The sequence below is a fragment of the Acinetobacter tandoii genome (assembly GCF_008867985.1).
In the GTDB taxonomy this organism is placed as follows: Bacteria; Pseudomonadota; Gammaproteobacteria; order Pseudomonadales; family Moraxellaceae; genus Acinetobacter; species Acinetobacter tandoii.
On the sequence record NZ_VXLD01000001.1, the window covers coordinates 19,346 to 43,841 of the forward strand.

21 protein-coding genes are annotated in these 24,496 nt (G+C 40.0%); 19 read left to right on the top strand and 2 right to left on the bottom strand.

Features of this window, described 5'->3' with window-relative positions; all coding sequences use genetic code 11:
• Positions 1-5: 5 nt before the first annotated feature.
• The 11 genes from paaD to F4W09_RS00125 all read left to right on the top strand — a co-directional run bounded on the left by paaD (position 6) and on the right by F4W09_RS00125 (position 11,664).
• Positions 6-506: a 1,2-phenylacetyl-CoA epoxidase subunit PaaD gene (paaD, locus tag F4W09_RS00075; RefSeq protein ID WP_151503653.1), complete on the top strand. Its 501-nt coding sequence runs from the start codon at positions 6-8 to the stop codon at positions 504-506.
• A 56-nt stretch (positions 507-562) separates the two neighbouring features.
• Entirely contained in the window at positions 563-1,621 is a 1,059-nt protein-coding gene (gene paaE, locus F4W09_RS00080; protein WP_151503654.1) for a 1,2-phenylacetyl-CoA epoxidase subunit PaaE, read from the top strand.
• A gap of 21 nt (positions 1,622-1,642) precedes the next feature.
• Positions 1,643-2,413, top strand: coding sequence for an enoyl-CoA hydratase-related protein (locus F4W09_RS00085; RefSeq protein ID WP_151503655.1), 771 nt, complete (start codon positions 1,643-1,645; stop codon positions 2,411-2,413).
• Positions 2,413-3,204: a 2-(1,2-epoxy-1,2-dihydrophenyl)acetyl-CoA isomerase PaaG gene (paaG, locus tag F4W09_RS00090; protein WP_016167092.1), complete on the top strand. Its 792-nt coding sequence runs from the start codon at positions 2,413-2,415 to the stop codon at positions 3,202-3,204. The genes F4W09_RS00085 and paaG overlap by 1 nt, the downstream gene beginning before the upstream one ends.
• 3 nt (positions 3,205-3,207) lie before the next feature.
• Entirely contained in the window at positions 3,208-4,764 is a 1,557-nt protein-coding gene (locus tag F4W09_RS00095) for a 3-hydroxyacyl-CoA dehydrogenase (RefSeq protein WP_151503656.1), read from the top strand.
• 13 nt (positions 4,765-4,777) lie between these two features.
• Complete coding sequence (pcaF, locus tag F4W09_RS00100; protein ID WP_151503657.1) at positions 4,778-5,989, top strand: 3-oxoadipyl-CoA thiolase; 1,212 nt, start codon at positions 4,778-4,780, stop codon at positions 5,987-5,989.
• A 59-nt stretch (positions 5,990-6,048) separates the two neighbouring features.
• Positions 6,049-7,341 (top strand): phenylacetate--CoA ligase PaaK, encoded by a 1,293-nt coding sequence (gene paaK, locus F4W09_RS00105; protein ID WP_016167089.1) that lies wholly within the window; start codon positions 6,049-6,051, stop codon positions 7,339-7,341.
• Positions 7,342-7,406: 65 nt separating this feature from the next.
• Positions 7,407-8,348, top strand: a complete 942-nt coding sequence (locus tag F4W09_RS00110) for a PaaX family transcriptional regulator (RefSeq protein ID WP_044738258.1) — start codon at positions 7,407-7,409, stop codon at positions 8,346-8,348.
• 35 nt (positions 8,349-8,383) lie between these two features.
• Positions 8,384-8,986, top strand: a complete 603-nt coding sequence (locus F4W09_RS00115) for a gamma carbonic anhydrase family protein (RefSeq protein ID WP_151503658.1) — start codon at positions 8,384-8,386, stop codon at positions 8,984-8,986.
• 313 nt (positions 8,987-9,299) lie between these two features.
• Positions 9,300-9,911, top strand: coding sequence for a DUF805 domain-containing protein (locus F4W09_RS00120; RefSeq protein ID WP_151503659.1), 612 nt, complete (start codon positions 9,300-9,302; stop codon positions 9,909-9,911).
• Positions 9,912-10,074: 163 nt separating this feature from the next.
• Positions 10,075-11,664 (top strand): DUF6119 family protein, encoded by a 1,590-nt coding sequence (locus F4W09_RS00125; protein ID WP_151503660.1) that lies wholly within the window; start codon positions 10,075-10,077, stop codon positions 11,662-11,664.
• A 56-nt stretch (positions 11,665-11,720) separates the two neighbouring features.
• Here F4W09_RS00125 and metG read toward each other — a convergent pair whose 3' ends face one another.
• Complete coding sequence (metG, locus tag F4W09_RS00130; protein WP_151503661.1) at positions 11,721-13,781, bottom strand: methionine--tRNA ligase; 2,061 nt, start codon at positions 13,779-13,781, stop codon at positions 11,721-11,723.
• Positions 13,782-14,177: 396 nt separating this feature from the next.
• Between metG and F4W09_RS00135 the strand changes: the two genes are divergently transcribed.
• Positions 14,178-14,651 carry a hypothetical protein gene (locus F4W09_RS00135; RefSeq protein ID WP_104441610.1) on the top strand — a complete coding sequence of 158 codons (474 nt, stop codon included), beginning with the start codon at positions 14,178-14,180 and terminating at the stop codon, positions 14,649-14,651.
• A gap of 363 nt (positions 14,652-15,014) precedes the next feature.
• Positions 15,015-16,268: an iron-sulfur cluster carrier protein ApbC gene (gene apbC / locus F4W09_RS00140; protein ID WP_151503662.1), complete on the top strand. Its 1,254-nt coding sequence runs from the start codon at positions 15,015-15,017 to the stop codon at positions 16,266-16,268.
• A 63-nt stretch (positions 16,269-16,331) separates the two neighbouring features.
• Here apbC and F4W09_RS00145 read toward each other — a convergent pair whose 3' ends face one another.
• On the bottom strand, positions 16,332-16,871 hold the full coding sequence (locus F4W09_RS00145; RefSeq protein WP_016167079.1) for a DUF2062 domain-containing protein: 540 nt from the start codon (positions 16,869-16,871) through the stop codon (positions 16,332-16,334).
• 371 nt (positions 16,872-17,242) lie between these two features.
• Here F4W09_RS00145 and F4W09_RS00150 point away from each other — a divergent pair, with 371 nt between their 5' ends.
• The 6 genes from F4W09_RS00150 (at position 17,243) to F4W09_RS00175 (ending at position 24,461) form a co-directional block, all read left to right on the top strand.
• A complete protein-coding gene (locus tag F4W09_RS00150; protein ID WP_044738264.1) occupies positions 17,243-17,836 on the top strand; it encodes a LysE family translocator in 594 nt (197 codons plus the stop codon).
• 127 nt (positions 17,837-17,963) lie between these two features.
• A complete protein-coding gene (gene dcd / locus F4W09_RS00155) occupies positions 17,964-18,533 on the top strand; it encodes a dCTP deaminase (RefSeq protein ID WP_004814752.1) in 570 nt (189 codons plus the stop codon).
• A 277-nt stretch (positions 18,534-18,810) separates the two neighbouring features.
• Positions 18,811-20,208, top strand: coding sequence for a hypothetical protein (locus F4W09_RS00160; protein ID WP_151503663.1), 1,398 nt, complete (start codon positions 18,811-18,813; stop codon positions 20,206-20,208).
• A gap of 10 nt (positions 20,209-20,218) precedes the next feature.
• The gene (locus F4W09_RS00165; RefSeq protein ID WP_044738266.1) at positions 20,219-20,836 is read left to right on the top strand and encodes a hypothetical protein; all 618 of its coding nucleotides are present in this window, start codon (positions 20,219-20,221) and stop codon (positions 20,834-20,836) included.
• Positions 20,837-20,859: 23 nt separating this feature from the next.
• Positions 20,860-23,097: a DUF6160 family protein gene (locus tag F4W09_RS00170; RefSeq protein ID WP_151503664.1), complete on the top strand. Its 2,238-nt coding sequence runs from the start codon at positions 20,860-20,862 to the stop codon at positions 23,095-23,097.
• Between the two features lie 26 nt (positions 23,098-23,123).
• Positions 23,124-24,461 (top strand): hypothetical protein, encoded by a 1,338-nt coding sequence (locus F4W09_RS00175; RefSeq protein ID WP_151503665.1) that lies wholly within the window; start codon positions 23,124-23,126, stop codon positions 24,459-24,461.
• Positions 24,462-24,496 lie beyond the last annotated feature (35 nt).

The following is a 24,496-nucleotide window of genomic DNA, read 5'->3' on the forward strand; positions in this document are numbered from 1 at the left end:
GTCGTATGAATTTAATTCGACATGTCGCAGATGTATGCTGGAGTGTTTTGGCTGAGGTGTCTGATCCTGAAATTCCAGTGTTGTCGGTACTCGACTTAGGCATGATTCGTGGCGTTGAACTCAATGACCAAAATGAAATTGTCGTACGACTCACGCCCACCTATAGCGGTTGCCCCGCAACAGATGTCTTAACGGCAGATATTACCCAAGCCTTTGCAGCCAAAGGTTTGACCCCAGTAAAAGTGGTGGTGGATCTTTCTGAAGTTTGGACCACGGATTGGATGAGTGAAGCTGGCAAAGAAAAATTGCAGCAATACGGAATTGCTCCTCCACAGGGTAATTCTCACAGTTGTGGTACGCATGTCGCTTTGACCGATGGCATTCAGTGTCCGCGTTGCCACAGTCAGCACACCAAATTATTAAGTGAATTTAGTTCGACAGCATGTAAAGCCTTATATCGTTGCCAAGACTGCTTAGAACCTTTCGATTATTTCAAGTGTATTTAAGACAAGACTATTTAATCTAAAACATTGAAAAATCGAAAAGAAAGAGGGAATTTTAGATGAGCCAATTTGTACCATTAACGATTAAATCCATTCAGCCACAAACTGAACAGGCGATTTGCATTTCATTTGATTTGGCACCTGAGCAGTTCGCTGCATTTGATTATCAACCAGGACAACACTTAACGATTCGTCATATGACGGATGAAGGTGAGCTGCGTCGTTGCTACTCCATTTGTAGCGATGTTGCTGAAGACATGAGTATTGCGATTAAGAAAATTGATCAAGGTCAATTTTCAACATGGGCCAATGATCACTTGAAAGCAGGTGATGTGCTTGAAGTAATGCCACCACAAGGCGTGTTCTTCCAAAAAGCTGCCAAAGTGGGTGGACAGAATTATCTAGGTTTTGCTGCGGGCAGTGGTATTACCCCAATCTTATCGATTGTGAAATCGGTACTGAACCGTCAAGCCGATGCACGTTTCACTTTGGTTTATGGCAACCGTTCTTGGAAACAAACCATGTTTGCAGAACAAATCATGGACTTAAAAGACCGTTTTAAAGAGCGTCTACAACTGATCAATATCTTTTCACGCGAAATGAATGACAGTGAAATTTTTAATGGTCGTATTGATGCTGAAAAATTACAGCAACTCATCAAAGCTGGATTAATTAATGCAGACACGGATCATTGTTTTGCCTGTGGTCCAGAAGAAATGATGACGGCTGTAGAAACGGTTCTTCCAGAATTTGGCATTGAACGCAGCAAAATTCACACCGAACGCTTTAATACCGGTACAGCACCACGCGCGACTGCACAGCAGATCGAAAGCCGTAGCGAAGAAAAGGTCAATATTATTCTTGATGGTCGTGAACTGATCATTGAAGTGTCTAAACAAGATGACAGCATTTTAGATGCAGCGCTGCGTGCAGGTGCAGATTTACCGTATGCATGTAAAGGCGGTGTTTGTGCAACCTGTAAATGTAAGGTGCTGGAAGGTCAGGTCGAAATGGCGATCAACTATAGCCTTGAACAAGATGAAGTGGAAAAAGGTTATGTGTTGAGCTGTCAGGCATTGCCAACTTCAGCCAATGTTCGTTTGAGCTTTGACGAATAAGCCTGAACAAGGAGCGGCAAGATGGAATACATTAAAACCAGTTCTCCAAAATCGGGCGTAATCCTGATTGAACTGAACCGACCTGAAAAACGTAATGCCTTAAACAACGCCACCTTGCAAGAAATTGCCGATTATCTACAACAGCTAGAAGCAGATTCATCGGTCAAAGCGGTGGTGATTACAGGTAATTCACAATGTTTTGCCGCAGGTGCAGACCTGAATGAATTGTCTAAGCTGGATGTGGTCAGTATTCAGCAAGATTTGCGTCCACAGTTGTGGAAACGTATTGATGAGTTTTCTAAACCACTGATTATGGCAATCAATGGCTATGCCTTTGGTGCGGGCTTTGAATTGGCACTGCATGGAGACATCGTGCTTGCGGGTGAAAATGCACAATTTGCTTTGCCAGAAATTGGTTTGGGTATGTTACCCGGTGCTGGTGGCACACAACGTTTAGCACGTCTAGTGGGACAGCAATTGACCATGCGTTGGGCGATGACAGGTGAAATGATTTCTGCGCAAACCGCATTGCAACATGGCATTACCAGCCAAGTGTGTCCAGTCGGTTTAACCGTGCAATATGCCGTGGAATTGGCGGAAAAAATTGCCAAACAGGCACCATTGGCGATTCGTGTGATTAAACAATCTTTGAAATCGATTCATGAAGTGACCTTAAGCCAAGGCTTAAAGCTGGAACGTCAGCATTTTGTTTGGTTGGCAGCAACGCAAGATCGTCAAGAAGGCATCAATGCATTTTTAGAGAAAAGAAAACCAGAATTTAGAGGTGTGTAATGGAATACCAAACCGTAATTGTTGAAGAAAAAAATGCAGTGGGCTATCTCACTTTTAACCGTCCACAACAACTCAATAGCTTTAATGAAACTATGCACAAAGAAGTCTCAAGCGTACTCAAAGCATGGTCGAAAGACAGCAATATTCGTGCAGTGGTAATTTCGGCAGAAGGTCGTGGTTTCTGTGCAGGTCAGGACTTAAATGACCGTGTGGTTGACCCCAATGCAGATGCACCCGATTTAGGCTTGTCGATTGAAAAATATTACAACCCGTTGATCAAACTGATTACTGAAATGCCTAAACCTGTGATCTGTGCCGTGAATGGCGTTGCAGCTGGCGCGGGTGCCAACATTGCTTTGGCTTGTGACTTGGTGGTTGCTGCAAAATCAGCATCATTTATCCAAGCGTTTTGCCGCTTAGGTTTGGTTCCAGATTCTGGTGGCACATGGTTCCTGCCACGTTTGGTGGGTCGTGCGCAGGCAATGGGTTTAGCCATGTTGGGCGATAAAATTCCAGCAGAGCAAGCGGTGCAATTGGGCATGATTTGGCAAGTGGTTGAAGATGATGCCTTAAAAGCAGAATCACAAAAACTGGCTGAACATTTGGCGAAACAACCAACTTATGGTTTATCGCTGATTAAGAAAGCCATTCATGCGGCTGCACACAATAATTTAGATGATCAGTTGATTCTAGAGCGTGATTTACAGCGTTTGGCAGGTCGTTCAAGCGATTACCGTGAAGGCGTACAAGCCTTTATGCAAAAGCGTACTCCAGAATATAAAGGTTGCTAAAACATGGATAAGATCAATTTACAGCAGGCGCCCGTCGCTGTAATTGGTGCAGGTACCATGGGAATTGGTATCGCCCAATTGGCTGCGATGCATGGACATCCAACCTTTGTGTATGATGTCGATGCGACGAAAACTGAAGCTGCATTACAGCAACTTGCGGCACAACTCACAAAACGTGTGCAAGCAGGGAAAATGACGCAGGAACTGTATGACAGTACTTTTGCCAATTTAACCGTTGCGCATGAGTTAGCACAGTTAGCACCTGCACAGCTGATTATTGAAGCGATTGTTGAAAAGAAAGAAGTAAAGCAAAGCTTATTTCAACAGTTGGCCGAAGTGTGCTCTAAAGAAACAATTTTTGCATCGAATACCTCTTCAATTTCGATTACAGCCATTGCTGCTGCGATTCCACATCCAGAGCGCGTAGTGGGGTTGCATTTCTTTAACCCTGCACCTGTAATGAAACTGGTGGAAATTATCCGCGGTTTAAAAAGTTCAGCAGCAATTGCAGATGCTCTGTTGGAATTGATGAAGTCATGGAAAAAAGTGCCAGTCTTGGCAAAATCCACCCCAGGTTTTATTGTGAATCGTGTGGCGCGTCCATATTATGCGGAAGCCTTCCGTGCGTTACAGGAAAATGTCATACGCCCTGAACAATTAGATTTTATCCTGCGTGAATGTGGTCGATTTGCCATGGGGCCATGTGAATTGACTGATTTAATTGGTCAGGATGTCAATTTTTCGGTCACACAAAGTGTCTATCAAGAATTCTTTTATGAGCCGCGTTATCGTCCATCACTCATTCAAAAAGAATTGGTCGATGCAGGCTGTTTGGGGCGTAAAACCAAACAAGGTTTTTACGATTATGCGCAAGCAACGCCAAGCCCACAGTTTGAATTGCCTGTACGTTATGCCAAATCGATTGAGAAATTGGCGGTCACGGTCAAAGGCGATTGGAAACATTCTTCAGGTTTGATTCAGCGTTTGGCACATGCCTCGCACCTTGAAGTGAAGTTTCAAGACGGTGTACAGGATGAAATCCTAGTCGGTGAAGTTTCAATTCGGCTTTCATTGGGTGAATCGGTTGATCTGGATTATGCAGATCAGAAAGTCGTGTTAATGGATTGGCATGCAGATTGGGTGCAAGCCAAGGCGATTCCTATTGTAGCTTCAGTGGCATGTTCGGAAGTTGATCAGTCTGTTGTTGATATTTTGTTCATTGGTATGGATGTGATACCACTTTGGACACAGGATCATGCAGGACTTTATGTGTTACGAACTATTTCCATGTTGGTGAATGAAGCGTGTGAAGCCGTTTTACATGGTATTGCATCTGAACAAGATATTGATTCTGCAATGAAATATGGCGTGAACTATCCGCAAGGTCCATTTCAGTGGGCAGAAAAAATAGGATATAACACTATTTTAAAAATTCTAAAAAATCTGTATCGTGTTTATGGTGAAGAACGCTACAGACCAAGTATATATTTAGCGAAGAAAACTGCACGAGGACAGGTGCAAAACAGCCCGCAATCACAACAATTTCTTATTGCCGGCTAAAGGAAGAAGACAAATGGAACAAGTTTATATTTTAGACGGTATTCGTACACCGATTGGTCGCTATGCGGGTGGTTTAAGTGGCATTCGTGCCGATGATTTGGCTGCCTTGCCGATTCAATATTTGAAAAATCAACATCCGCATTTGCCTTGGAATGAATTGGATGAGGTGATTTTAGGTTGTGCCAACCAAGCAGGTGAAGACAACCGTAATGTCGCACGTATGGCATCCTTATTGGCGGGTTTACCTGATTCAGTTCCAGCCATTACCGTAAACCGTTTATGTGCCTCTGGTTTAGATGCGGTAGGACTGGCGGCACGTGCGATTAAATCGGGTGAAGTGCAGTTTGTATTGGCCGGTGGTGTGGAGTCGATGAGCCGTGCACCATTTGTACAATCGAAAGCAACCACAGCTTTTAGCCGTACACCTGAAATCTTCGATACCACCATTGGCTGGCGTTTTATCAATCCAAAATTTAAAGCGAATTTTGGTGTTGATAGCATGCCTGAAACGGCTGAACATGTGGCGGAAAAGTATCAAGTTAGTCGTGATGATCAAGACTTATTTGCCTACCGTAGTCAGCAAAAAACCGCAGTGGCACAGCAAAATGGTGTGTTGGCAGAAGAAATTTTGCCAGTGACCATTCAAGACCGTAAGAAAAACAGCATTACCATCGATACCGATGAACATCCGCGTGCGGATACCACGTTTGAGACCTTGGCAGCTTTAAAAGCGCCTTTCCGTAAAGAAGGCGGTTCGGTGACTGCGGGCAACGCCTCAGGTGTAAACGATGGCGCGGCTTGTGTATTATTGGGCAGCCAAGAGTTTGCAAGCAAGCATGGTTTAAAACCACTGGCGAAAGTGGTGGCAATTGCACAAGCTGGGGTTGAAGCCAAATACATGGGCATTGGTCCTGTGCCTGCGGTACAAAAAGTATTGAAGCAAACAGGCTTAACGCTTGATCAAATGGATGTAATTGAACTGAATGAAGCCTTTGCAGCGCAATCGCTTGCAGTGATGCGTGAACTCGGTTTGCAAGATGATGATCAGCGTGTCAATCCAAATGGCGGTGCGATTGCACTGGGTCATCCATTGGGGATGAGCGGAACACGTTTGGTGATTACTGCGATGAAAGAACTCAAGCGCCGTAATGGAAAATACGCACTGTGTACGATGTGTGTTGGTGTAGGACAGGGTGTCGCACTGATTATAGAAAATGTGGATTAAGGAAATAATCCAAAAACGGAATACCCCGCAGTCAGGATGACTGTATTAGGAGACAGAATATGAATAACAATGCAATGGAAAAAATCGAAACGGTATCAGTAGATGAATTACGTAGTGTGCAATTGGAGCGCATGAAAAAGACACTGCAACACGCCTATCAAAATAGCCCAGTCTATAAAAAGAAATTTGATGAAGCAGGGGTACATCCTGATGATTTCAAATCTTTAGAAGACTTGGCAAAGTTTCCATTTACCACCAAAAAAGATTTACGTGATAACTACCCGTTTGGCATGTTCGCAGTACCACAAGAACAGATTATCCGTATTCATGCATCATCGGGTACCACAGGTCAGCCAACTGTAGTGGGTTATACCCAAAATGATATTAATGTCTGGTCAGATGTTGTGGCGCGTTCATTACGTGCAGCGGGCTTGTCGAATAAAGATACCATTCAAGTGTCTTATGGCTACGGTTTGTTTACAGGCGGTTTAGGTGCGCATTATGGCGTAGAACGCTTGGGTGCAACCGTAATTCCAATGTCAGGTGGTCAAACTGAGCGTCAAGCACAATTGATTCATGACTTTAAGCCGACAGCATTGATGGTGACACCATCGTACTGCTTAAACATTATTGAAGCGCTAGAAAAGAAATTTGGTACAGCAAAAGACTGTTCAATCAAAACAGGCATCTTTGGTGCAGAGCCATGGACCAATGAAATGCGTCGTGAGATTGAAGATCGTCTCGGTATTAATGCCTTGGACATTTATGGTTTATCTGAAGTGATGGGTCCGGGTGTTGCAATGGAATGTCTAGAAACCAAAGACGGTCCAACCATTTGGGAAGATCATTTCTATCCAGAAATCATTCACCCTGAAACAGGTGAAGTACTCCCTGATGGTGAGTTGGGCGAGTTAGTGTTCACGACCATTACCAAAGAAGGCATGCCTGTGATTCGTTACCGTACCCGCGATTTGACCCGTTTATTGCCAGGGACTGCACGTCCTATGCGCCGTATGGATAAAATTGTGGGTCGTAGCGATGACATGATGATTATTCGTGGGGTAAATGTGTTCCCATCACAAATTGAAGAGCAAATTTTACATATTCCACAATTGGTACCGAACTACCAAATTCAAATTTGCAAAAAAGGACACTTGGATACTTTGCATATTCGTGCTGAAATGCGTAGAGATGTGAGTGAAACCTTAACCCCACAAATTGCAGCTTTATTGAAAGCCCAAATTAAGACTATGGTGGGTATTTCAGTGATGGTTGAAATTTTACCAGAAGGCAGCTTGCCACGTTCTGAGGGGAAAGCGCAACGCGTCTTTGATATTCGAAAATCGGCATAAGTTTTAGTTGAATGATAGATCACATGATTTATCATTCCGATCTGACAAGGTAATAGTTGAACGAAATGAATCTAAAATTAAAACAAGTTATTGATGATTTCATTAGCAACGAAGCACTGAGCGGTACCTCTCTGATTATGACCATCTTTGGTGACTGTATTTTTCACCGTGGTGGCATTATTAGTCTTGCCAGCTTAATTCAGTTAATGGATGTGTTTGGTTTTAACGAGCGTTCAGTTCGTACAGCCGTATTTCGCCTTGTCCAAAATGGTTGGCTGATTTCCGAGAAAATTGGACGTACGAGTTACTACCGTGTCACGGAAAGCAGTCGCCAGCGCTTTATTATGGCCGACCAGAAAATTTATAGTTTCACCCAACAAGAATGGGACCAAAAATGGGATTTGGTCTTACTCAGTTCGGTAGAGCTGGAAAATAAAGTCACCTTGAAAAAAGAGTTGGAATGGCTTGGTTTTGCCAACATTGCCACCAATGTCATGGCGTATCCGGGTTGTGATCACCTGAAATTACAAAATTTGTTGCTTAGCCTAAAAATGACCGACCAAGTGGTGATCTTTAAAGCTGAAGCCTTACAGATTTGGCAAGAGTCTTATCCAACTGTGAAGCGCATGGTCGAAATCAATTGGCCTGTACAAGAGCTACATCAGCGTTATGAAAAGTTCATCAGTGATTTCAGAGAATTCTTCAATCTGGTCGAAAGCGAAGATGAACTCGATCCGATGCAAGCGTTTCAAATTCGAATTTTATTGATTCATCAATATCGTCGAATTTTATTGAAAGATCCGAATTTACCTTTTGAATTATTGCCATCGAATTGGCTGTCGCTCAATTCACGTAATTTAAGCAGTAATCTCTATCAAACCGTGGTGCTGGCAGGGGATGAATTCTTCCTCGACATCGCACGGACGTCAGAAGGTTCAATGCCACCTGCACATCCACAATTTTATAAGCGTTTTGGTGGCTTAAAGCAGGAAGAGCCGAGTTACTAAGCTCAAATATAGCCCTACAGTTTAAGGAACAAACTATGCCGTGTTATGCCATCGATGGCGTCATTCCAGTGGTTAGCCCCAAAGCTTATGTGCATCCCACAGCAGTTTTAATTGGGGATGTAATTGTTGAAGAAGGGGCTTATATTGGTCCTTTTGCTGCCTTGCGCGCAGACTTTGGCGGCATTCATATTCATAAAAATGCCAATGTGCAGGATTCCTGCATTATTCATGGTTTCCCAAATAATGTGACCGTGGTGGAAGAGTTTGGTCATATTGGACATGGCGCAATTTTGCACGGTTGCCGTATTGCTAAAAATGTCTTAATTGGCATGAACAGCGTAATTTTGGATGAAGCTATTATTGGCGAAAATACCATTGTCGGTGCCAATAGTACGGTGAAAGCCAAAGCCGAAATTCCAGCAAATTCCTTGGTGATCGGTAGTCCTGCACGCGTGATTCGTAGCTTAGAGGAAAAAGAAATTGCGTGGAAATTTAAGGGTACACAGCAATATATGGATTTGACTCTACGCTGTTTAAACAGTCTACAAGAGGTTGAACCCTTAACGGAAAACGCTGCAACGCGTTTAACACATACAGATTTTAATACTGACCATGTAATTAAGAGCAAAGCAGTTTAAAGTTGAGACTTCGGAATATATGGCTTCACGTGGAGCCATAACATTGTTTAATTATCTATTTTTCCAAATTGTTATATTTAATATTCTTCAACACTTTAAATTTTAGATCGCGAAAATCGTCCTGTTCTGTGTTTGGGGGAAGACAACTTTTCACATCGATTGGATGTGTTAAAAAGTTGAATGGATACAGTCTTTAAAAATCGCCAGTAAGGCATTTTAGAGCGGATTACAGGAATTTGCTTTATAAAATAAAATGTTCCAGTATGATGATATTTCCAACAATAAAATATTGAATATCAATTGGAACTTTATAATGAAAGGTACATTAGTAGATTTTAATTTCCAGATTAATGAAGGCGTGATTCAAGGGGACGATGGAAAGCGCTACAGCTTTTTTGGTTCGGAATGGAAAGACCATACTTCACCCGCACGTGGTCAAAATGTCGATTTTGCTGTGAACGATTTAAATCAGGCTGTCAGTATTTATGTGCAGGCATTTGCGCGTCAGCCTGTTTTTAAAAAAACAAATAATCAGCATGCAGAACAACTACAAACCGAAGAAAACTTTGGTTTCTTCGATTGGGCAATGAAATGTTTAAAAAATTACGTAAATTTTTCGGGGCGTGCTCGCCGTAAAGAATATTGGTATTTCTATTTATTCCAAATTTTAATTGGACTCATCCTTGGTTTAAGTCTAGGTATTATGGGGGTGAGCGAAGGTGGAATAGATGCCATTTCGAGTTTACTTTCATTGTTCTTCTTTTTACCTACACTGGCAGTCGGGGCACGTCGCTTACATGATGTGAACCGTTCAGGTTGGTGGATGCTTTTGGCGCTTACCATTATTGGTCTTATTCCATTGTTAATTTGGGCTGTAATGGAAACTAAGCCTGAGTCGAACCAGTGGGGAGAGCCAGCGAAGTAGTTTGAGTATATGGTTAAGATCTGACAGTGACTATTTTTTAGTGTTGCTGTCAGGTGGATTTACACTAAATATTCTGATTCCTTATCTTTATCTGATTCAATCGAATAGAAATTAATAGAAGTGTAAAGTTATATTCGTAATAAGATTATTTAATGGGTTTGAAGTGAGTAATATATATAATATCTATAAAGTTCTATCTGAAAAAAATGCAGATCTATTAAAGAAAATTGAATCTGTTGGCTTAGTTGAGCAAAAGACTCAAATTTATGAAAATTATGAGATGACTTTCTATTTTTCAGAAAAAACTGAAGGGAATGAAATTTGGTGGTTTGAAACTTATAAAGAATTTTTTAATCCTCAGAAAATGTATCCGAAAAATATATTTTATTTCGCTCTATTAATTTGTAAAAATTTAGATAATTCAAAAGAAGTTTTTGCTGTTAGTTTAGGTAAATCACATTTTTACCTGTCAAAATTCATTGAAGCGGACTTTGGAATTAGCTTGGCTATTCGTATGGCTAATGAGCAGTCTATCCTCCTAAAGAAAAGCCGATATTTTACGGGAACTAAACGCCATGAAGTTTCCTCTTATGAAAATTTTAATAAAGATAGTTATGACTCAGGCGAATCAGTTGAACATTTAAAATTAAAAGCTTCAAATACAGATGTATGGGGAGAGAAAAATATAGTTTTTGCTGACTCTATTCAATTGGATATAAACAAAGAACCTTGTGAGTTATCAAAAATACTTAATGATATTTCAGATAGTATGAGTGGCGATGAAATTATTAGGTTGCCAAAACTAGAGCTTGTATCAGATGAAATATTGATTGATGATCTTAATGCATCGATTTTAAGTTCAATCATTAATAAACAAGCTGATGTCGGCGTGGAAGAAATAAGTATATCAGGCATTAATATTATTTTTAGATTTAATGAATATAATTATGAATTGATTTTTAAACAAGGGCGAAAAGAAGTCGAAAAACTCGATGTTGGAAATAGTTTAGATATTGTAAAGATTTCAAATTTTTTAATACAATACAATATACAAAATATAGATGAAGTAAAAGTAAAATTTAAGCGTGAGGAAAGTAGTAGATTAACCAAAGATTTAAAAGAACTTTTAGATTTTTATACAGAACATGATGGATATAAATATTTTCTAAGAAATGGAAAGTGGTTTAAGTTTAATCAAACATTTATGGAATATTTAAAAAAATCATTAGTAGCGATTGAGATAATAGATGGTGATGCTCTGATTGAGCAGGAGTATTTAGATTGGAAGTCTCAAAAAGAAATTGAAATTGCTAACAATTCTAGTTTGAATAAGTTAACTTATCGTGAATATTACTTTAATGAAAAGATGAGTCGCGATAATGGATATAAATTGTTAGATCGACAATTAGAGGTAATACGATCATTAGATCCAGAGGGTAAAAAATACAAAATAGAGGTTGCTGATTTATATAAAGATAGTGAAATTATTTCCGTGAAAATTTCAAGTACTACTCAGGATTTAATTTATAATATTGAACAATCAAAAAGTTCACTTGAGTTAATTAAACAAAATAAAATTTCACTTGACTGTGAATTAAAGGTTGTAGCGTTATGGGTTGTTTTAGAAAAGCCTATTTCATCTATCATTGAAATTAATTCCATTCAATTCTTGTTAGCTCTTGATTCATGGAAAAAGCGCGTAGAATTTTTTGGATTAAAACCTCGGATACATATTTCTAAACATATTAAATAATGGAATTAATTAAAAAGCCCCTACAATGTAGAGGCTTTTTATTTAAGAATTAAATCTTAAGAAACTTTATCGCCAGCTTTAGCACCAGATTCAGGTGAAATTACCCAAACACCTTCGCCATTACCCGCTGCAAGGACCATACCGTTAGAAATACCAAAACGCATTTTACGCGGTGCAAGGTTCGCCACCATCACCACCAATTTGCCTTTTAAGTCTTCTGGTTGGTAGAACTCACGAATACCACTGAACACATTACGCGGTTCAGCTTCACCGACATTTAAAGTTAACTGAAGAAGTTTGTCTGAACCTTCTACCGTAGCTGCTTCTAAAATTTCAGCAACACGTAGGTCAACTTTCATAAAGTCTTCAATACCAATAATTTCCGCTTCACCGACTTTAGGCTCTGGCTTTTTCTCGACTTTCTTTTCTTTTTTCTTTTCAGCTTTAACAGGTTCAGCAGCAGGCGAACCTAAAGATTCTTTAGATGCATCCACCATTGCCGCAACCGCTTTCGGGTCTACACGTTGCATTAAAGGTTGGAACAATGCAATTTCATGATCTACTAATGCAGTTTTCGCTGAAGCAAAGTCAAAGCGATCTAACTTCAAGAAGTCTTGAACTTGAGCTGCTAAAGTTGGAAGGACAGGAGCTAAGTAAACTGCTAATTGACGGAATAGGTTAATTCCTACCGAACATACATCGTGTACTTGTTGTTCTTCACCTTCAATTTTCGCTAAAGCCCATGGCTTTTTCTCATCAATGTATTGGTTTGCTTTATCCGCTAGTGCCATGATTTCACGAATCGCAGTAGAGAATTCACGTGCTTCATAGGCTTTGGCAATTGAATCGCCTGCATCAATAAAGCTTTGTACCAGTTCAGGCTCTGCACAAGTTGCAGATAGCTTATTATCAAACTTGGTGTTAATGAATTTTGCACAACGGCTGGCAATGTTGACCACTTTACCGACCAAGTCTGAGTTTACTTTCTGAACAAAATCATCCAAGTTTAAATCAGAGTCTTCAACTTTGTCTGAAAGTTTAGATGCGAAGTAGTAACGTAAATATTCAGGGTTTAAGTGCTGTAAATAAGTTTCAGCTTTAATGAATGTACCGCGAGACTTCGACATCTTCTGACCGTTCACCGTTAAGAAACCATTCACAAATAAACCTGACGGCGTACGGTAGTTTGCGCCTTCTAACATTGCAGGCCAGAACAGCGCATGGAAGTAAACAATGTCTTTGCCAATGAAGTGATAAACTTCATTTTTAGAATCTTTTTTCCAGAAATCATCGAAGTTGAGTTCAGGGCGTTTGGTTTTAATGTAGTTTTCAAAACTCGACATATAACCAATCGGTGCATCGACCCAAACATAGAAATATTTGTTTGGCGCATCTGGAATTTCAAAACCGAAATACGGTGCATCACGAGAAATATCCCAATCTGCCAAACCTGCTTCGAACCATTCATCTAACTTGTTGGCAATTGAAACAGGTAAACGACCTTCATCACGCGTCCATTTCTGTAAGTATTCACCAAAGTTTGGCAATTTAAAGAAATAATGATCTGAAGATTTTTCGACAGGTGTCGCACCACTTAAAGTCGATTTTGGATTTAATAGTTCTGTTGCGTTATAGGTTGTACCGCAAACTTCACATGAATCGCCATATTGATCTTCCGCTTTACATTTCGGGCAAGTGCCTTTAATGAAACGGTCAGACAAGAACATGCCTTTTTCTGGGTCAAACAGTTGTGATACAGGGCGAACTGCAATGTTGCCAGCTTCGCGGTTTTTTACATAAATTTCAGAAGCACGGGCACGGTTGGTGTCACTATGGGTTGAATCATAGTGGTCAAAATGTACACCAAAACCGTCAAAGTCACGAATGTGTTCTTTCTGAACATTAGCAATTTGTTGCTCTGGGCTAATACCATTCGCTTCGGCACGCAACATGATTGCGGTACCGTGAGCATCATCCGCACAGACATAAGTCACATCATGTCCCATTGCACGCATGGCGCGAACCCAGATATCTGCTTGGATATAACCGAGTAGGTGACCCATATGGATCGGACCATTGGCGTATGGAAGGGCGTTAGTGACTAAAATATTGCGCACGGATATAACTCTCTCATTCGTAGTTAATGCAAGGGCATTGATTTTACCTTAGTTACTGCAAAGTTGCATAAGGGATTACATGAATTCTTTGCAAATCCACCAGACTTTAGCGCAAGTGCAGATAAAAAAATGATGCCCAATAAAAATGCCAAATGTTTTCCTATCTATCAGCATACTGTATCAAGACGAAGATCAGCGCTTGGGTAGTTGGCGATCCTGACAGTACAAATTACGTAGTATTGGTGATGTTTTAAAGATGTAAAGTCAAGGATGGAAGATCAACTCAACTACGCTACATTCTGTAGCGTCTTTGTTTCAATATGCTGTTTTGTATTTTATTCAATTCAGATCACGGTATAACTATAGACAGGTGCTATAACAGAAAAAGGTGTAAAAATGACCGTTGAAAATAAGATTGATGAAATAAAAGATAAGGCTGTGGAACTTGGCGATGACTTGAAACAAGCCGCAAAAGATGTACAAACAGAAGGTGAAAAGGCAATTGGTGATTTAAAAAGTGCTGCGGTTGAAGTGAAACAAGATGCGGAACAAAAACTGGATGATGTAAAGCAGAAATTGGACGAGCAACAGGCTGCGGACGAAGATGCAGGTTTTGACAGTACCATTGATGATGCCAAAGCCAAATGGGCTGAAGTACAACATCAGGCGCAAGAAAAGTACGAGCATTTAAAAGCAGAAGCGAGCCATTTACTTGATGAAGCTAAGGTCAAATCAGCAGAGCTGAAACAGGAAGCTTCGGTCAAATTTGACGAATTAAAAGTTCAAGCAACAGAAAAGTTTGATGAACTGAAAAAAGCTGCAACCGATACCCTGAACAAATTTAAGAAAGATGATCACGATCAATCTTAAATTTAATGAGTTGTTACAATCTCTCACTCGGCATGGAAGTTGAGTGAGTTTAGCAATCAAAACTCATCCATTTGACCTAATGAATCTGATGATCAAGCACAGTTAGAAAATACAGTTTCTTGTCTATTTCATGAACATAATCTATTACCTTGTCTTTATTCTTTTAGGCAATTGCAAGGCGATGTATCAATAAAATAGGAACAGCCATTTGTATCTCCAGAATAGGTTTTTGTTTAAAATCTGACAAATTTACTCGGTTTTTAGTGATTGATTTAAAAAGCAACGTAGTACAACGCTTAACCTGATTGAAAATAACCGTTAAACTATGTCATTCAGCTGTATATCCAGACTTGGAGTAAATGTATGTCGTGGCTTTCTTCACTTAAATCTGTTTTTTCACCCGCTCAGGAGGTGAAAGAAGAAGAAATCCAGCAAGTTTTACAACAATATCTTCTGCCGAATTCCAATCACGCATTAAAAGACCGTATTTCGCAAATTAATGTGCAAGATCGAGTCTTACAAATCACCATTAATACCTACCCTGAAGAAGCCGATCATTTACAGCAAATTCATGATGATCTGGCAGATGCCCTTGAAAAATGTGGCATTCAGGAACTCAATATGCATGTAATTCAGCAAAAAACAGGACATAAGGCGGGTGGTTGTGGACATGATCATGCCCAAGGTGAGAGTTGTTCTACGCCTGCCAAAAATGAAAAAAGTAATTTACCTCCAGTGATGGATGCCGCTGCATCGACTCAGACTGAAACAGAAACCGATCCGAATAATCCTCCAATTGCTAAAGCTGCACCACAGCAACGTGATGTACCTAAACACCCACGGATTCAAAATGTGATTTTGATATCTTCAGGTAAAGGTGGCGTTGGAAAATCTACGACAACGGTGAATCTGGCGTTGGCATTACAGCAATTGGGATTAAAAGTTGGTGTATTAGATGCTGACATTTATGGCCCAAGTATTCCTACCATGTTGGGTAATGCTGGTAAAACCCCAATGATTGAAGCGGAAAACTTTGTTCCGCTTGATGCTTATGGGCTTGCTGTACTTTCGATTGGGCATTTAACAGGTGACAATAATACCCCTGTGGCATGGCGTGGACCTAAAGCAACAGGTGCATTAATGCAACTATTCAATCAAACCTTATGGCCAGATTTGGATGTGCTAATGATTGATATGCCTCCAGGAACTGGAGATATTCAATTGACTTTGGCACAGCGTATTCCAGTGACTGGCGCAGTGATTGTGACTACGCCACAAAATGTGGCACTTCTGGATGCAACGAAAGGTATTGAGTTGTTCAACCGCGTGCAAATTCCAGTGATGGGTGTGATTGAAAATATGTCGACCCATATTTGCTCGAATTGTGGATTTGAAGAGCAAATTTTCGGTACAGGTGGGGGCGATAAATTGTCAGAGCAATATCACATTCCATTGTTGGGGCGTTTACCGCTTGATGCAGCCATCCGTGAAAATGCAGATGCAGGTCAGCCTTCTGTAATAGCAGGTGATGCAGCAGCAGAAAGTTATTTGGCGATTGCAGAAAAAATCGCGGCTCAATTAACTAAGTCAGATAAAGATAAAAATCGAATTTTTTAAAGTCTAAAAGGGGATGTTAGCAACATCCCTTTTTTTACATAATGATTTTGCAGAGTGTTTCTTTTAGGGATGAAATCTTTTATTCCATTTACGTAGAACTGACCAACGCCAAATAATACGTGTACAAATATATAGAACAAAAGCGCTTAACAAGGCTTCTAACACTAATCCTGTCACTAAAATTTTGGCCAGATGTAAATCAATATGACCATGCCCAAAGTTTTTAACCCAGTTTAAAATTTGGTGTAATACCCCTAAAATCATATCTTTATCAATCATATTGACGTGGAATATTTTGCTGCCTAGCCAAAAACCTAAATACAAAATTGGCACAACAGTAAGTGGGTTAGATAACCATGCAAGGGTTAAGCTTAGCGGTAGATTGACTTCAATGAGTAATACAGTCAGTACAATAAATACACTGTGAAACGGCACAGGTAGAATGCCCCAAAAAGTGCCAATAAAAACGGCATGGGAAATTGATTTTCGATTGACGTACCAAAGCACAGGATTCAAGGTGCGTTGACCAAAAATCCGCATAAACTTAAGTTGATTGACTTTTTCAGGAGAGGGAAGCCACGATTGGAAAAATTTCTTTGCCATACGAAATCAGCTTTTCAGGACAGGGTATTGTGCATGATTTAAGTGAAAAACGATAGTTGATTCACCTTTTTGCTATAAGGAACTGTGCTTTAGAGTTACATACCAAACTGAAAGTAAACTTAAAAAAACTGCTGAATCATGGCTTTAAATTGTATGGCACGACATAAAAATTAAATGAATTGTGACAAAAAATATAAAATATCTTCATAGCGTGACCCATAGGTTTTATTGGGTTTCTTGTTGTTAAAATGATGATTTTTATCGAATATGTTAAAGTCTTAAGAACTTTCCCGATTTTCCTTTACAATATTTTTTTTGCTATATTGAAACAATTCAACTACGCTTCATTTGCTCAAATATGAGGTAAGGGTATGGTTTCTTTGTTTTTTATAGGGTTGGTGGTTTCTTTATTATTAACCCCAGGTCCTACTAATACTCTACTTGCTTCATCTGGTATTCAGGTCGGCATTCGAAAATCATTTCGTCTTATTCCTGCAGAAGCATTTGGTTATCTAATTTCTATAACCGTGTGGGGTATCATCATTGGTACCGTATCGCGTCATTATCCTGTCATTCCCACCGTCCTTAAACTTTTTAGTGCGAGCTATATTTTATTTTTAGCGATTAAACTGTGGAAAACGGCAGATGTAGAAGAAAGTTATAATCAACCGACGATTCGTGCTCGTGAGCTATTTTGTGCAACATTGTTGAATCCTAAAGCGCTTTTATTTGCATCTGCTATTTTTCCTGCAGTTGTTTGGAGCAGTGTGGATGCTTACATTGCACATATGTTGGTATTTTTAATTTTGATTGTCCCTATTGCTTTTTTCTGGACATTTATTGGTTCGATCTTGGCATCTAACCGAGTACGTTGGTTAACTAAATCTAATTTGCAAAAAACAGCATCGATTGTGTTGGTTAGTTTTTCTATTCCATTGAGTTATTCGGCATTATTAAGCCTTTAATTTTACGAGAGCGTAGTTGAATTCGCATTTTGAAAGCATGCTGGATCAACCCTGTCTGTATTTCCATTGCGGCTGAATTAAGTTAAAGTACAGCGCAAGAATTGCTTGAAGTTTTGGAAATAGAATAATGGCTATTAAGTCTGATCGTTGGATTCGCGAAATGAGCGAAAAACACGGCATGATTGAACCGTATGCGGAAAATCAAGTGCGTTTTGATGAGAATGGCGAAAAGCTCATTTCTTATGGCGTGTCGAGTTATGGCTATGATGTTCGTTGTGCACGTGAATTCAAAGTGTTCACCAATGTTCACTCTGCAATTGTCGATCCAAAACATTTCGATGAAAAAAGTTTTATTGATATCGAATCTGATGTTTGCATCATTCCACCAAACTCATTTGCCTTAGCGCGTACAGTGGAATATTTCCGTATTCCCCGTAATGTATTAACCGTGTGTCTGGGCAAATCAACCTATGCACGCTGCGGTATTATTGTGAACGTGACGCCGTTAGAACCTGAGTGGGAAGGTCATGTCACGCTTGAGTTTTCTAACACCACCAATTTACCAGCGCGTATTTATGCGGGCGAAGGTGTTGCGCAAATGCTCTTTTTCGAAAGTGATGAAGTATGTGAGACTTCCTATAAAGACCGTGGTGGTAAGTACCAAGGTCAAACGGGTGTAACTTTACCAAAAGCTTAATTTGTATTTGGTATGACATCCAAAAAACCTGTTTGTTCAATCAAACAGGTTTTTTTTATCGCTAAAAACGCCTCAAGTTCTGAATCTTCATTCATCGGAAAATGTCGACATTTCCTGAGTTTTTTTTGCAATCGTGTAATTATTCAGCATAATGAGGGTTAAAAATGTCTTGGTGAAATGTACCTAATACGGAACATTTGACAGTAAAACAAAGCATAACCAAGTCTAGGATGAACAAAATAATGATGCGGAGCATCAAATAACAAGGAAGGTCGCGATGACGGATCGGCATACGACAATTTTGCGTAGAACATTGCTGGCGAGCATGATTGGGTTCTGTTGTTCTTATAGTTTTGCTTTAGAAGTACTTTCAGATCAGGTATTAAGTAATTCTACAGGTGAAGGCATTGCTATTCTGCCTGAAAATTTCAAAATGGTATTTCAAACTGCCGAAGATGGTTTGAGCGCGGCTCAGAATCAAAGTCGTTTAGCCAACCGAAACTATGACACAGGTTTTGTGCGTTTTATTCCAGTGGGGCCACTTTCAGACACGGCTAAAACCGCGGGTGCAAAAAAAGCAGATGTCTTCCTGTACGGTTTAGCGCTATCGGCATCCGATAATGATCTAAACTCTCGTTTCAGCAATCTGGGCTTCAATTGGGGGCAAGAAACCAATCCTTGGGTATTTAGTGTGAAGTCTATTAGTACTACTGCCAACCGCGTGGTATATGACTTTGCAGGGGTTGCACAAGATTTTAGTTACTTATCTTTGGAAGCCCCTTATGCTCTTGATGGTGCTGCCAATACTGCAGCGGATAATAATATTAAATTAGGCTTGTGGGGAGACTTCTTTGCACGTAATCCTTTGGTTGCTGCACCTGTCGATGCTAAAAACGGTGCACCTGCGAATTTAAATGGTTTAGACAGTCGTTTAAGACTGCAAATGGTGGCCAATGGTTTGTCTTTAAATGGATCTAATTTAAAGTTATTCCAGACCTTGGGGGGAGCAGCCAGCTCATCGCTACCAACATCTTATAACAATACTTTAGGTTTGGCGGCACTCATTCGATTAAATACCAATGATAATCCAAGCACTGCAACTGAAGATAAATCCAAAGCATTGCGTATTAGTACAGCGGAAACCTTAGGCACAGATATAACCAATGATTTAACTACGCCTGCGATTTCTAAAACCTCTGCACCAAATTTTAATGCGAATGATGGCGTGTTTTTATATAGTCCAAATATTAATTTGGTGCTAGGAAGTGTTTATCAGCCTTTGATTGTTGATACCGCAGCAGATGGTCAAAACTTTGTGATTGAATTGACCCGTATTCCGAACAAAGCCAATGTTTATCAACAAATTTATACGGACTACACCGCATTGGCGAGTGGTGCGGCTTCAGCTTATAAGGGTTCAACCTGTAATGTTCAATACTGTGGTGATCCCATCACCATGGGGCAAACTTATCAAGGTAATACAGCCACACACAGCAGTATCTCGATTGGTACAGTCGGTTTTACCAATAACAATAAATTTTTAAAAGCAGATACTAGTACCAATGCAGTAGGGGTGAGTTTTGTTACCCCGACAGGAACCAAGACCAATTTAGGATCCGCAGCGATCGATGGAATGTTAATTCAACATCTGAAAATTACGACGACAGGGCTATAAGGAGAAATAAATGAAACATTATATTTTTGCTGCCCTAATGTTAAGTTCTCAGTGTGCTTCGGCAGCGTTAGATGCATTAGATGCGAACCAATTATCGAATATACGTGGACAAGGCGGGGCAGATTTAAGCTGGTCATTTTCTTTAAATCATAACTTGCCGACCAATACTACAGAAGTCCCTTATGAGTATTCCTGTAATGGCGCAAGTAATGAATTTTGCCGTTTAGCCTTTAACGTGAGTAATCGTAAAGATGCCAGTGGAAACTTGTATTGGCTAGTTTTCAAAAAAATACAAGGCACAATTGCGATCGATAAATTTCAATTAGATGGCACCACTGTGACGACTAGTGCAGGCTATAAAACGGCGATGAAATTGACCTTTCTAGATGGTTATCCAATCCAGATTCGTAATTTTGGTTTTGAAGCACTGGCCATTGAAAAAGACTCAGGTACAAGTGATGCACAAAAAGGTTATTTAAAACAGACAACTTATAGTTCATCGCATGAGTCTGTGTTTGATCGTGGATTAGAGACAGGCTTTACAGGCTTAAATATGCATGGAAATTTAGCCATGTCAGGAACAATGAAGTTTTTTAGTTGTAATTCTACTGCGACTTCACGTTGTTAATTCAATCACATAAGGAACTGTGAATGAGTACAAACAAAATTATAAAACTCAGTGTGTTGGCTTCGAGTGTTTTATTGGCGCAGCAGATTTATGCTTTAGAAGCACTTTCAGATCAAAGCTTGCGTACTGTTTCAGGGCAGGATGGAATTAGCTTAAGTTATGAAACAGACCGAGTCACCATTGACCAATTAAATTGGAAAGACAATACCAATTTCTCAAATGGTACTTCAGGGAATTTGAATCTTTCCTTGAATAATATTGAAGTGAGTAAAATTGATAATAATAAAATTGGCGGAAAAGTTAAGCTTGATGTGGGCACCAATGCCAATAAGACGGGCATGCGGATAGAGGCGGTGGTTAATCCTGCCAATATACATATTGCCAAAGTGGCGGTTTGTGGTGATGGTACACGTGGTGCAGATTGCACGAGCCAAAATACTTTAGGTGCTTTAACTCTGCAAAATCGGGCACCGATGAATTTTGTCTTAGAAACCAGAAGTGGTTTATTTAACTCAAAAGATAAAGCTTATTTGGAATTTGGCCTGCAAAATGCCAATATTTTCCATACACTAAAAAATGGTAATGAATATAACCAATTTATTTTAAAAGATTTTAATTTTAATTTTAAAGGTACAGGTTATTTATATCTAGATGCCAATAAAGGCATGGTGTTATCGACCAACTCTCCAAATGCTTCGGACAGTACAGTGAATGAAGTTGTCCTTGAGCGTGTTCAAGACTTGGATAATCCAGGCAAGACTCGCCCTGGTTTTAATATTGATGTGAGGTATAAAACCAATGTCGGCAATGATGGAAAATTGTATACCGCCAATGAGAATACAGACCAACTCAATTCTATTATCCGTTTAGGTGCATCGGGACGACTCCGAGATGCTGAAATATCTGTTAATGCTGACCGAACGAATTTGGGTGGAGCAGAAGGGGCTTCAACTTCTAGCACTCAAATGGCGGGTTCAACAGGGCTACATCTGAACGTAAAAACCAGTTTTACTCGTGATGAGAAAAATTCATCTGGTGTAGTGACAGCAGAAGGCACAAAATTTGAGCTTGGACATACAGGTAAGAATTCCTATGCAATCGAGTTTGGTAATTTAACACCGTTACAAATTCGTACCCAAAGTGGTTCTAGCTTAGTTGCTAATAATAATTTGGCTTATATTAATTTTGGTGACATTTATATTAATGCGGTACAAACCAAATCATTAGAGTTTGAAATTGGACAAAATATTGCCAAATTATTAGGCAAGCAAGCAGGCATTGGTCGTTATAACTTGAGTAATAATGCACAGAATGCTGTCGCAATTGCAGTACGAGGTATGGATTTTCAAGCCATTGCCCGAAATGCTAAGTTTATTGCCAATAACAGTAATGACGCGAGCCATCAAATTACCTCTCAAAGTGCAACATGGGGGCTGGGTATTCCCATCTATAATTTGAATGCCAATTTAGGTTTATATGGTACGACCTACGGTGCGAATAATGCTGAAGCGATTGGTTTTGGATTAACCATGTCCACTCAGGGGCGTGATGCAGCTGGTACTAAAACAACCTCCATTATTTTGATTGATGGTGCACCAAATAGTTTTAATACTGCGGAAGAGGTGAACTATTATACGGGGCTACGCAATATTGATTTCTTCATGGATACGCAAGGTGTGCTTGCTATGGAGCAATCAGGTATTAAGCTAGACTTGCCTCGTTTAGTTATTGCAATGGGGGCTGAAATTGCATTGGGGCAATTACCTGGCAGTCGCTACGAGGCCGCTGCTTGTGCGAATGTCGCAACAACCAGCTTAAATTGTTTTGTTCCTGCCAATAGTTTTACCAATACGGATGATGTGTTATTTGGCTTGGCATTACGTTTGGACTCTTCAGCACAATTGAACATTTTACCGGGTACAGCAGCAGATAATCATTTGGCGATTCAGGGCAATATTAAGCTGAATGCGTCTGATGCTACCACCAATAAAAACTACCTGCATTTTACCAATGTGCAAGATAATGCCACCATTGGTTTTGATCGAATTCAAGGCGAGCTTGATTTGAATGCCAAAATTTTGGTAGAGAAGGATCAAGTCAAATTTAATAATAACATTCGTTTGAACCCGACTAATCAGGCAGCAGGTGTCTTAAAAGCCGATGTTAATTTATACCCGACAGCAGATCGCGCTCAGAATTTAGGCACAATGGTGTTCACTGGTGGGAATATTCGTAGCAGTTTTGGCATTACACCAAGATAAAAAGAATGAAAGGAATTTAAGTGGTCATGAAGACGAAATTATTATTAAGCATTTTACTGGCTACCGCTATTACACCTGTCATGGCAAAGAGTTTGCAAAGCCTATCTGATCAGGAGTTATCGGATGTATCGGGTCAAGCTTTATTAACCTTGCAGTATTTACAGGGCACTACACAAACCGATCAAAAAGGGGACACTTATAATCAATCTAATATTGGTTTTTATAAGTTAGGTTTGGAAGCAGTTATGGAGTTGAATGCCAATATCAATAAATTGGCACTGGGTTGTGGTGGGGTCAACAACAGCGTGCGTGCCAGTAGTTGTGATATTGATATTGATAATATTTCTTTAAGTGGTTTACCTGCGAACGCAAATTATACTTCTGATGAACGAGCAGCAACTTCGGCTAAAATTACCAATCCATTTTTACAATTTGCGATAAAAAATCCAAGTTCGGCAGCGACGCGTGAAGTGGTGGGATTTCGGGTCAGTGCCGAGAAGATTTCAGGACTCATGACTTTGGGTACAGAAAACTCTGCAACACCCAATGGAATTAACACTTTTAGTGGCTACATGAAGACTAAAACCGCCTCTGGTACAGCTGTAACTCAGGCACGTAACATGACGTATGCAGATACAGGGTTAACGATTAATGGTATTGTGCAAGGCCGATTATTGGGAAGTAGTTCTGGAACAACGTGTGTCGATGGTTTTTTAGACCCTTGTTATGATATTTCTTATACCTCGAATAATTATAATTTAAGCCTTTCTTCAACTTCGGCTCCTTTTACGATTAACTCTACCATTGTGTCGGGAACGAGACTAAAAGATGTAGTTTTAAAAGGCAGCGGGACAGTTGGGCAGATTGACTTTAGCGGACAATTAAAGGCGACAGTGGCTGGTTTTTTGAATTTGGATAAGCAGGTAACAGGCAACATTACAGGTTTGAAAACTGACATTACGGTCAATCAGAATTTGGGTTTAATTCATGCTTTATACTTAAATAACCCTGCATCCTTATCATTACAATCACAAAAGATCTTATGGCCGGGTGCCGCTGTTGCAGCCAATCAGGGGTGGTGGTTGTCGATGGAAGATGAAGTGGAATTGGGAAGTTTAAGTCCAACGACGCAAGTCGCGATTACCAATGAGGTGTTAAAGCAAACCATTGCTGGGATTAATAAAGACTTAACCGAGCATCCACGAAATTGTGGAAATTTATTAACGGGATGTGTAGGAGGCTCTGCTTTGGTGGTGGGTAATGTCCCTATGAATAGCACGACTTTGGATTTCCCACTGACCAATTTAACCTTGCAAGGGCAAAATTTCCGTTCCAACTGTTTTGGTGGCATGAAATTTTGTTAATTCAGTTTTAACAAAAAAATCCCGCAACTTGCGGG

What these genes read in the sequence shown, in the direction of transcription:
- F4W09_RS00120 (WP_151503659.1), top strand. Translation starts at nt 9,300, where the DNA reads ATGAAAGGTACATTAGTAGATTTTAATTTCCAGATTAATGAAGGCGTG.
- F4W09_RS00085 (WP_151503655.1), top strand. Translation starts at nt 1,643, where the DNA reads ATGGAATACATTAAAACCAGTTCTCCAAAATCGGGCGTAATCCTGATT.
- F4W09_RS00095 (WP_151503656.1), top strand. Translation starts at nt 3,208, where the DNA reads ATGGATAAGATCAATTTACAGCAGGCGCCCGTCGCTGTAATTGGTGCA.
- F4W09_RS00160 (WP_151503663.1), top strand. Translation starts at nt 18,811, where the DNA reads ATGACGGATCGGCATACGACAATTTTGCGTAGAACATTGCTGGCGAGC.
- paaK (WP_016167089.1), top strand. Translation starts at nt 6,049, where the DNA reads ATGAATAACAATGCAATGGAAAAAATCGAAACGGTATCAGTAGATGAA.
- paaD (WP_151503653.1), top strand. Translation starts at nt 6, where the DNA reads ATGAATTTAATTCGACATGTCGCAGATGTATGCTGGAGTGTTTTGGCT.
- dcd (WP_004814752.1), top strand. Translation starts at nt 17,964, where the DNA reads ATGGCTATTAAGTCTGATCGTTGGATTCGCGAAATGAGCGAAAAACAC.
- F4W09_RS00175 (WP_151503665.1), top strand. Translation starts at nt 23,124, where the DNA reads ATGAAGACGAAATTATTATTAAGCATTTTACTGGCTACCGCTATTACA.
- paaE (WP_151503654.1), top strand. Translation starts at nt 563, where the DNA reads ATGAGCCAATTTGTACCATTAACGATTAAATCCATTCAGCCACAAACT.
- apbC (WP_151503662.1), top strand. Translation starts at nt 15,015, where the DNA reads ATGTCGTGGCTTTCTTCACTTAAATCTGTTTTTTCACCCGCTCAGGAG.
- F4W09_RS00115 (WP_151503658.1), top strand. Translation starts at nt 8,384, where the DNA reads ATGCCGTGTTATGCCATCGATGGCGTCATTCCAGTGGTTAGCCCCAAA.
- F4W09_RS00170 (WP_151503664.1), top strand. Translation starts at nt 20,860, where the DNA reads ATGAGTACAAACAAAATTATAAAACTCAGTGTGTTGGCTTCGAGTGTT.
- F4W09_RS00150 (WP_044738264.1), top strand. Translation starts at nt 17,243, where the DNA reads ATGGTTTCTTTGTTTTTTATAGGGTTGGTGGTTTCTTTATTATTAACC.
- F4W09_RS00135 (WP_104441610.1), top strand. Translation starts at nt 14,178, where the DNA reads ATGACCGTTGAAAATAAGATTGATGAAATAAAAGATAAGGCTGTGGAA.
- F4W09_RS00165 (WP_044738266.1), top strand. Translation starts at nt 20,219, where the DNA reads ATGAAACATTATATTTTTGCTGCCCTAATGTTAAGTTCTCAGTGTGCT.
- F4W09_RS00110 (WP_044738258.1), top strand. Translation starts at nt 7,407, where the DNA reads ATGAATCTAAAATTAAAACAAGTTATTGATGATTTCATTAGCAACGAA.
- F4W09_RS00145 (WP_016167079.1), bottom strand. Translation starts at nt 16,871, where the DNA reads ATGGCAAAGAAATTTTTCCAATCGTGGCTTCCCTCTCCTGAAAAAGTC.
- paaG (WP_016167092.1), top strand. Translation starts at nt 2,413, where the DNA reads ATGGAATACCAAACCGTAATTGTTGAAGAAAAAAATGCAGTGGGCTAT.
- pcaF (WP_151503657.1), top strand. Translation starts at nt 4,778, where the DNA reads ATGGAACAAGTTTATATTTTAGACGGTATTCGTACACCGATTGGTCGC.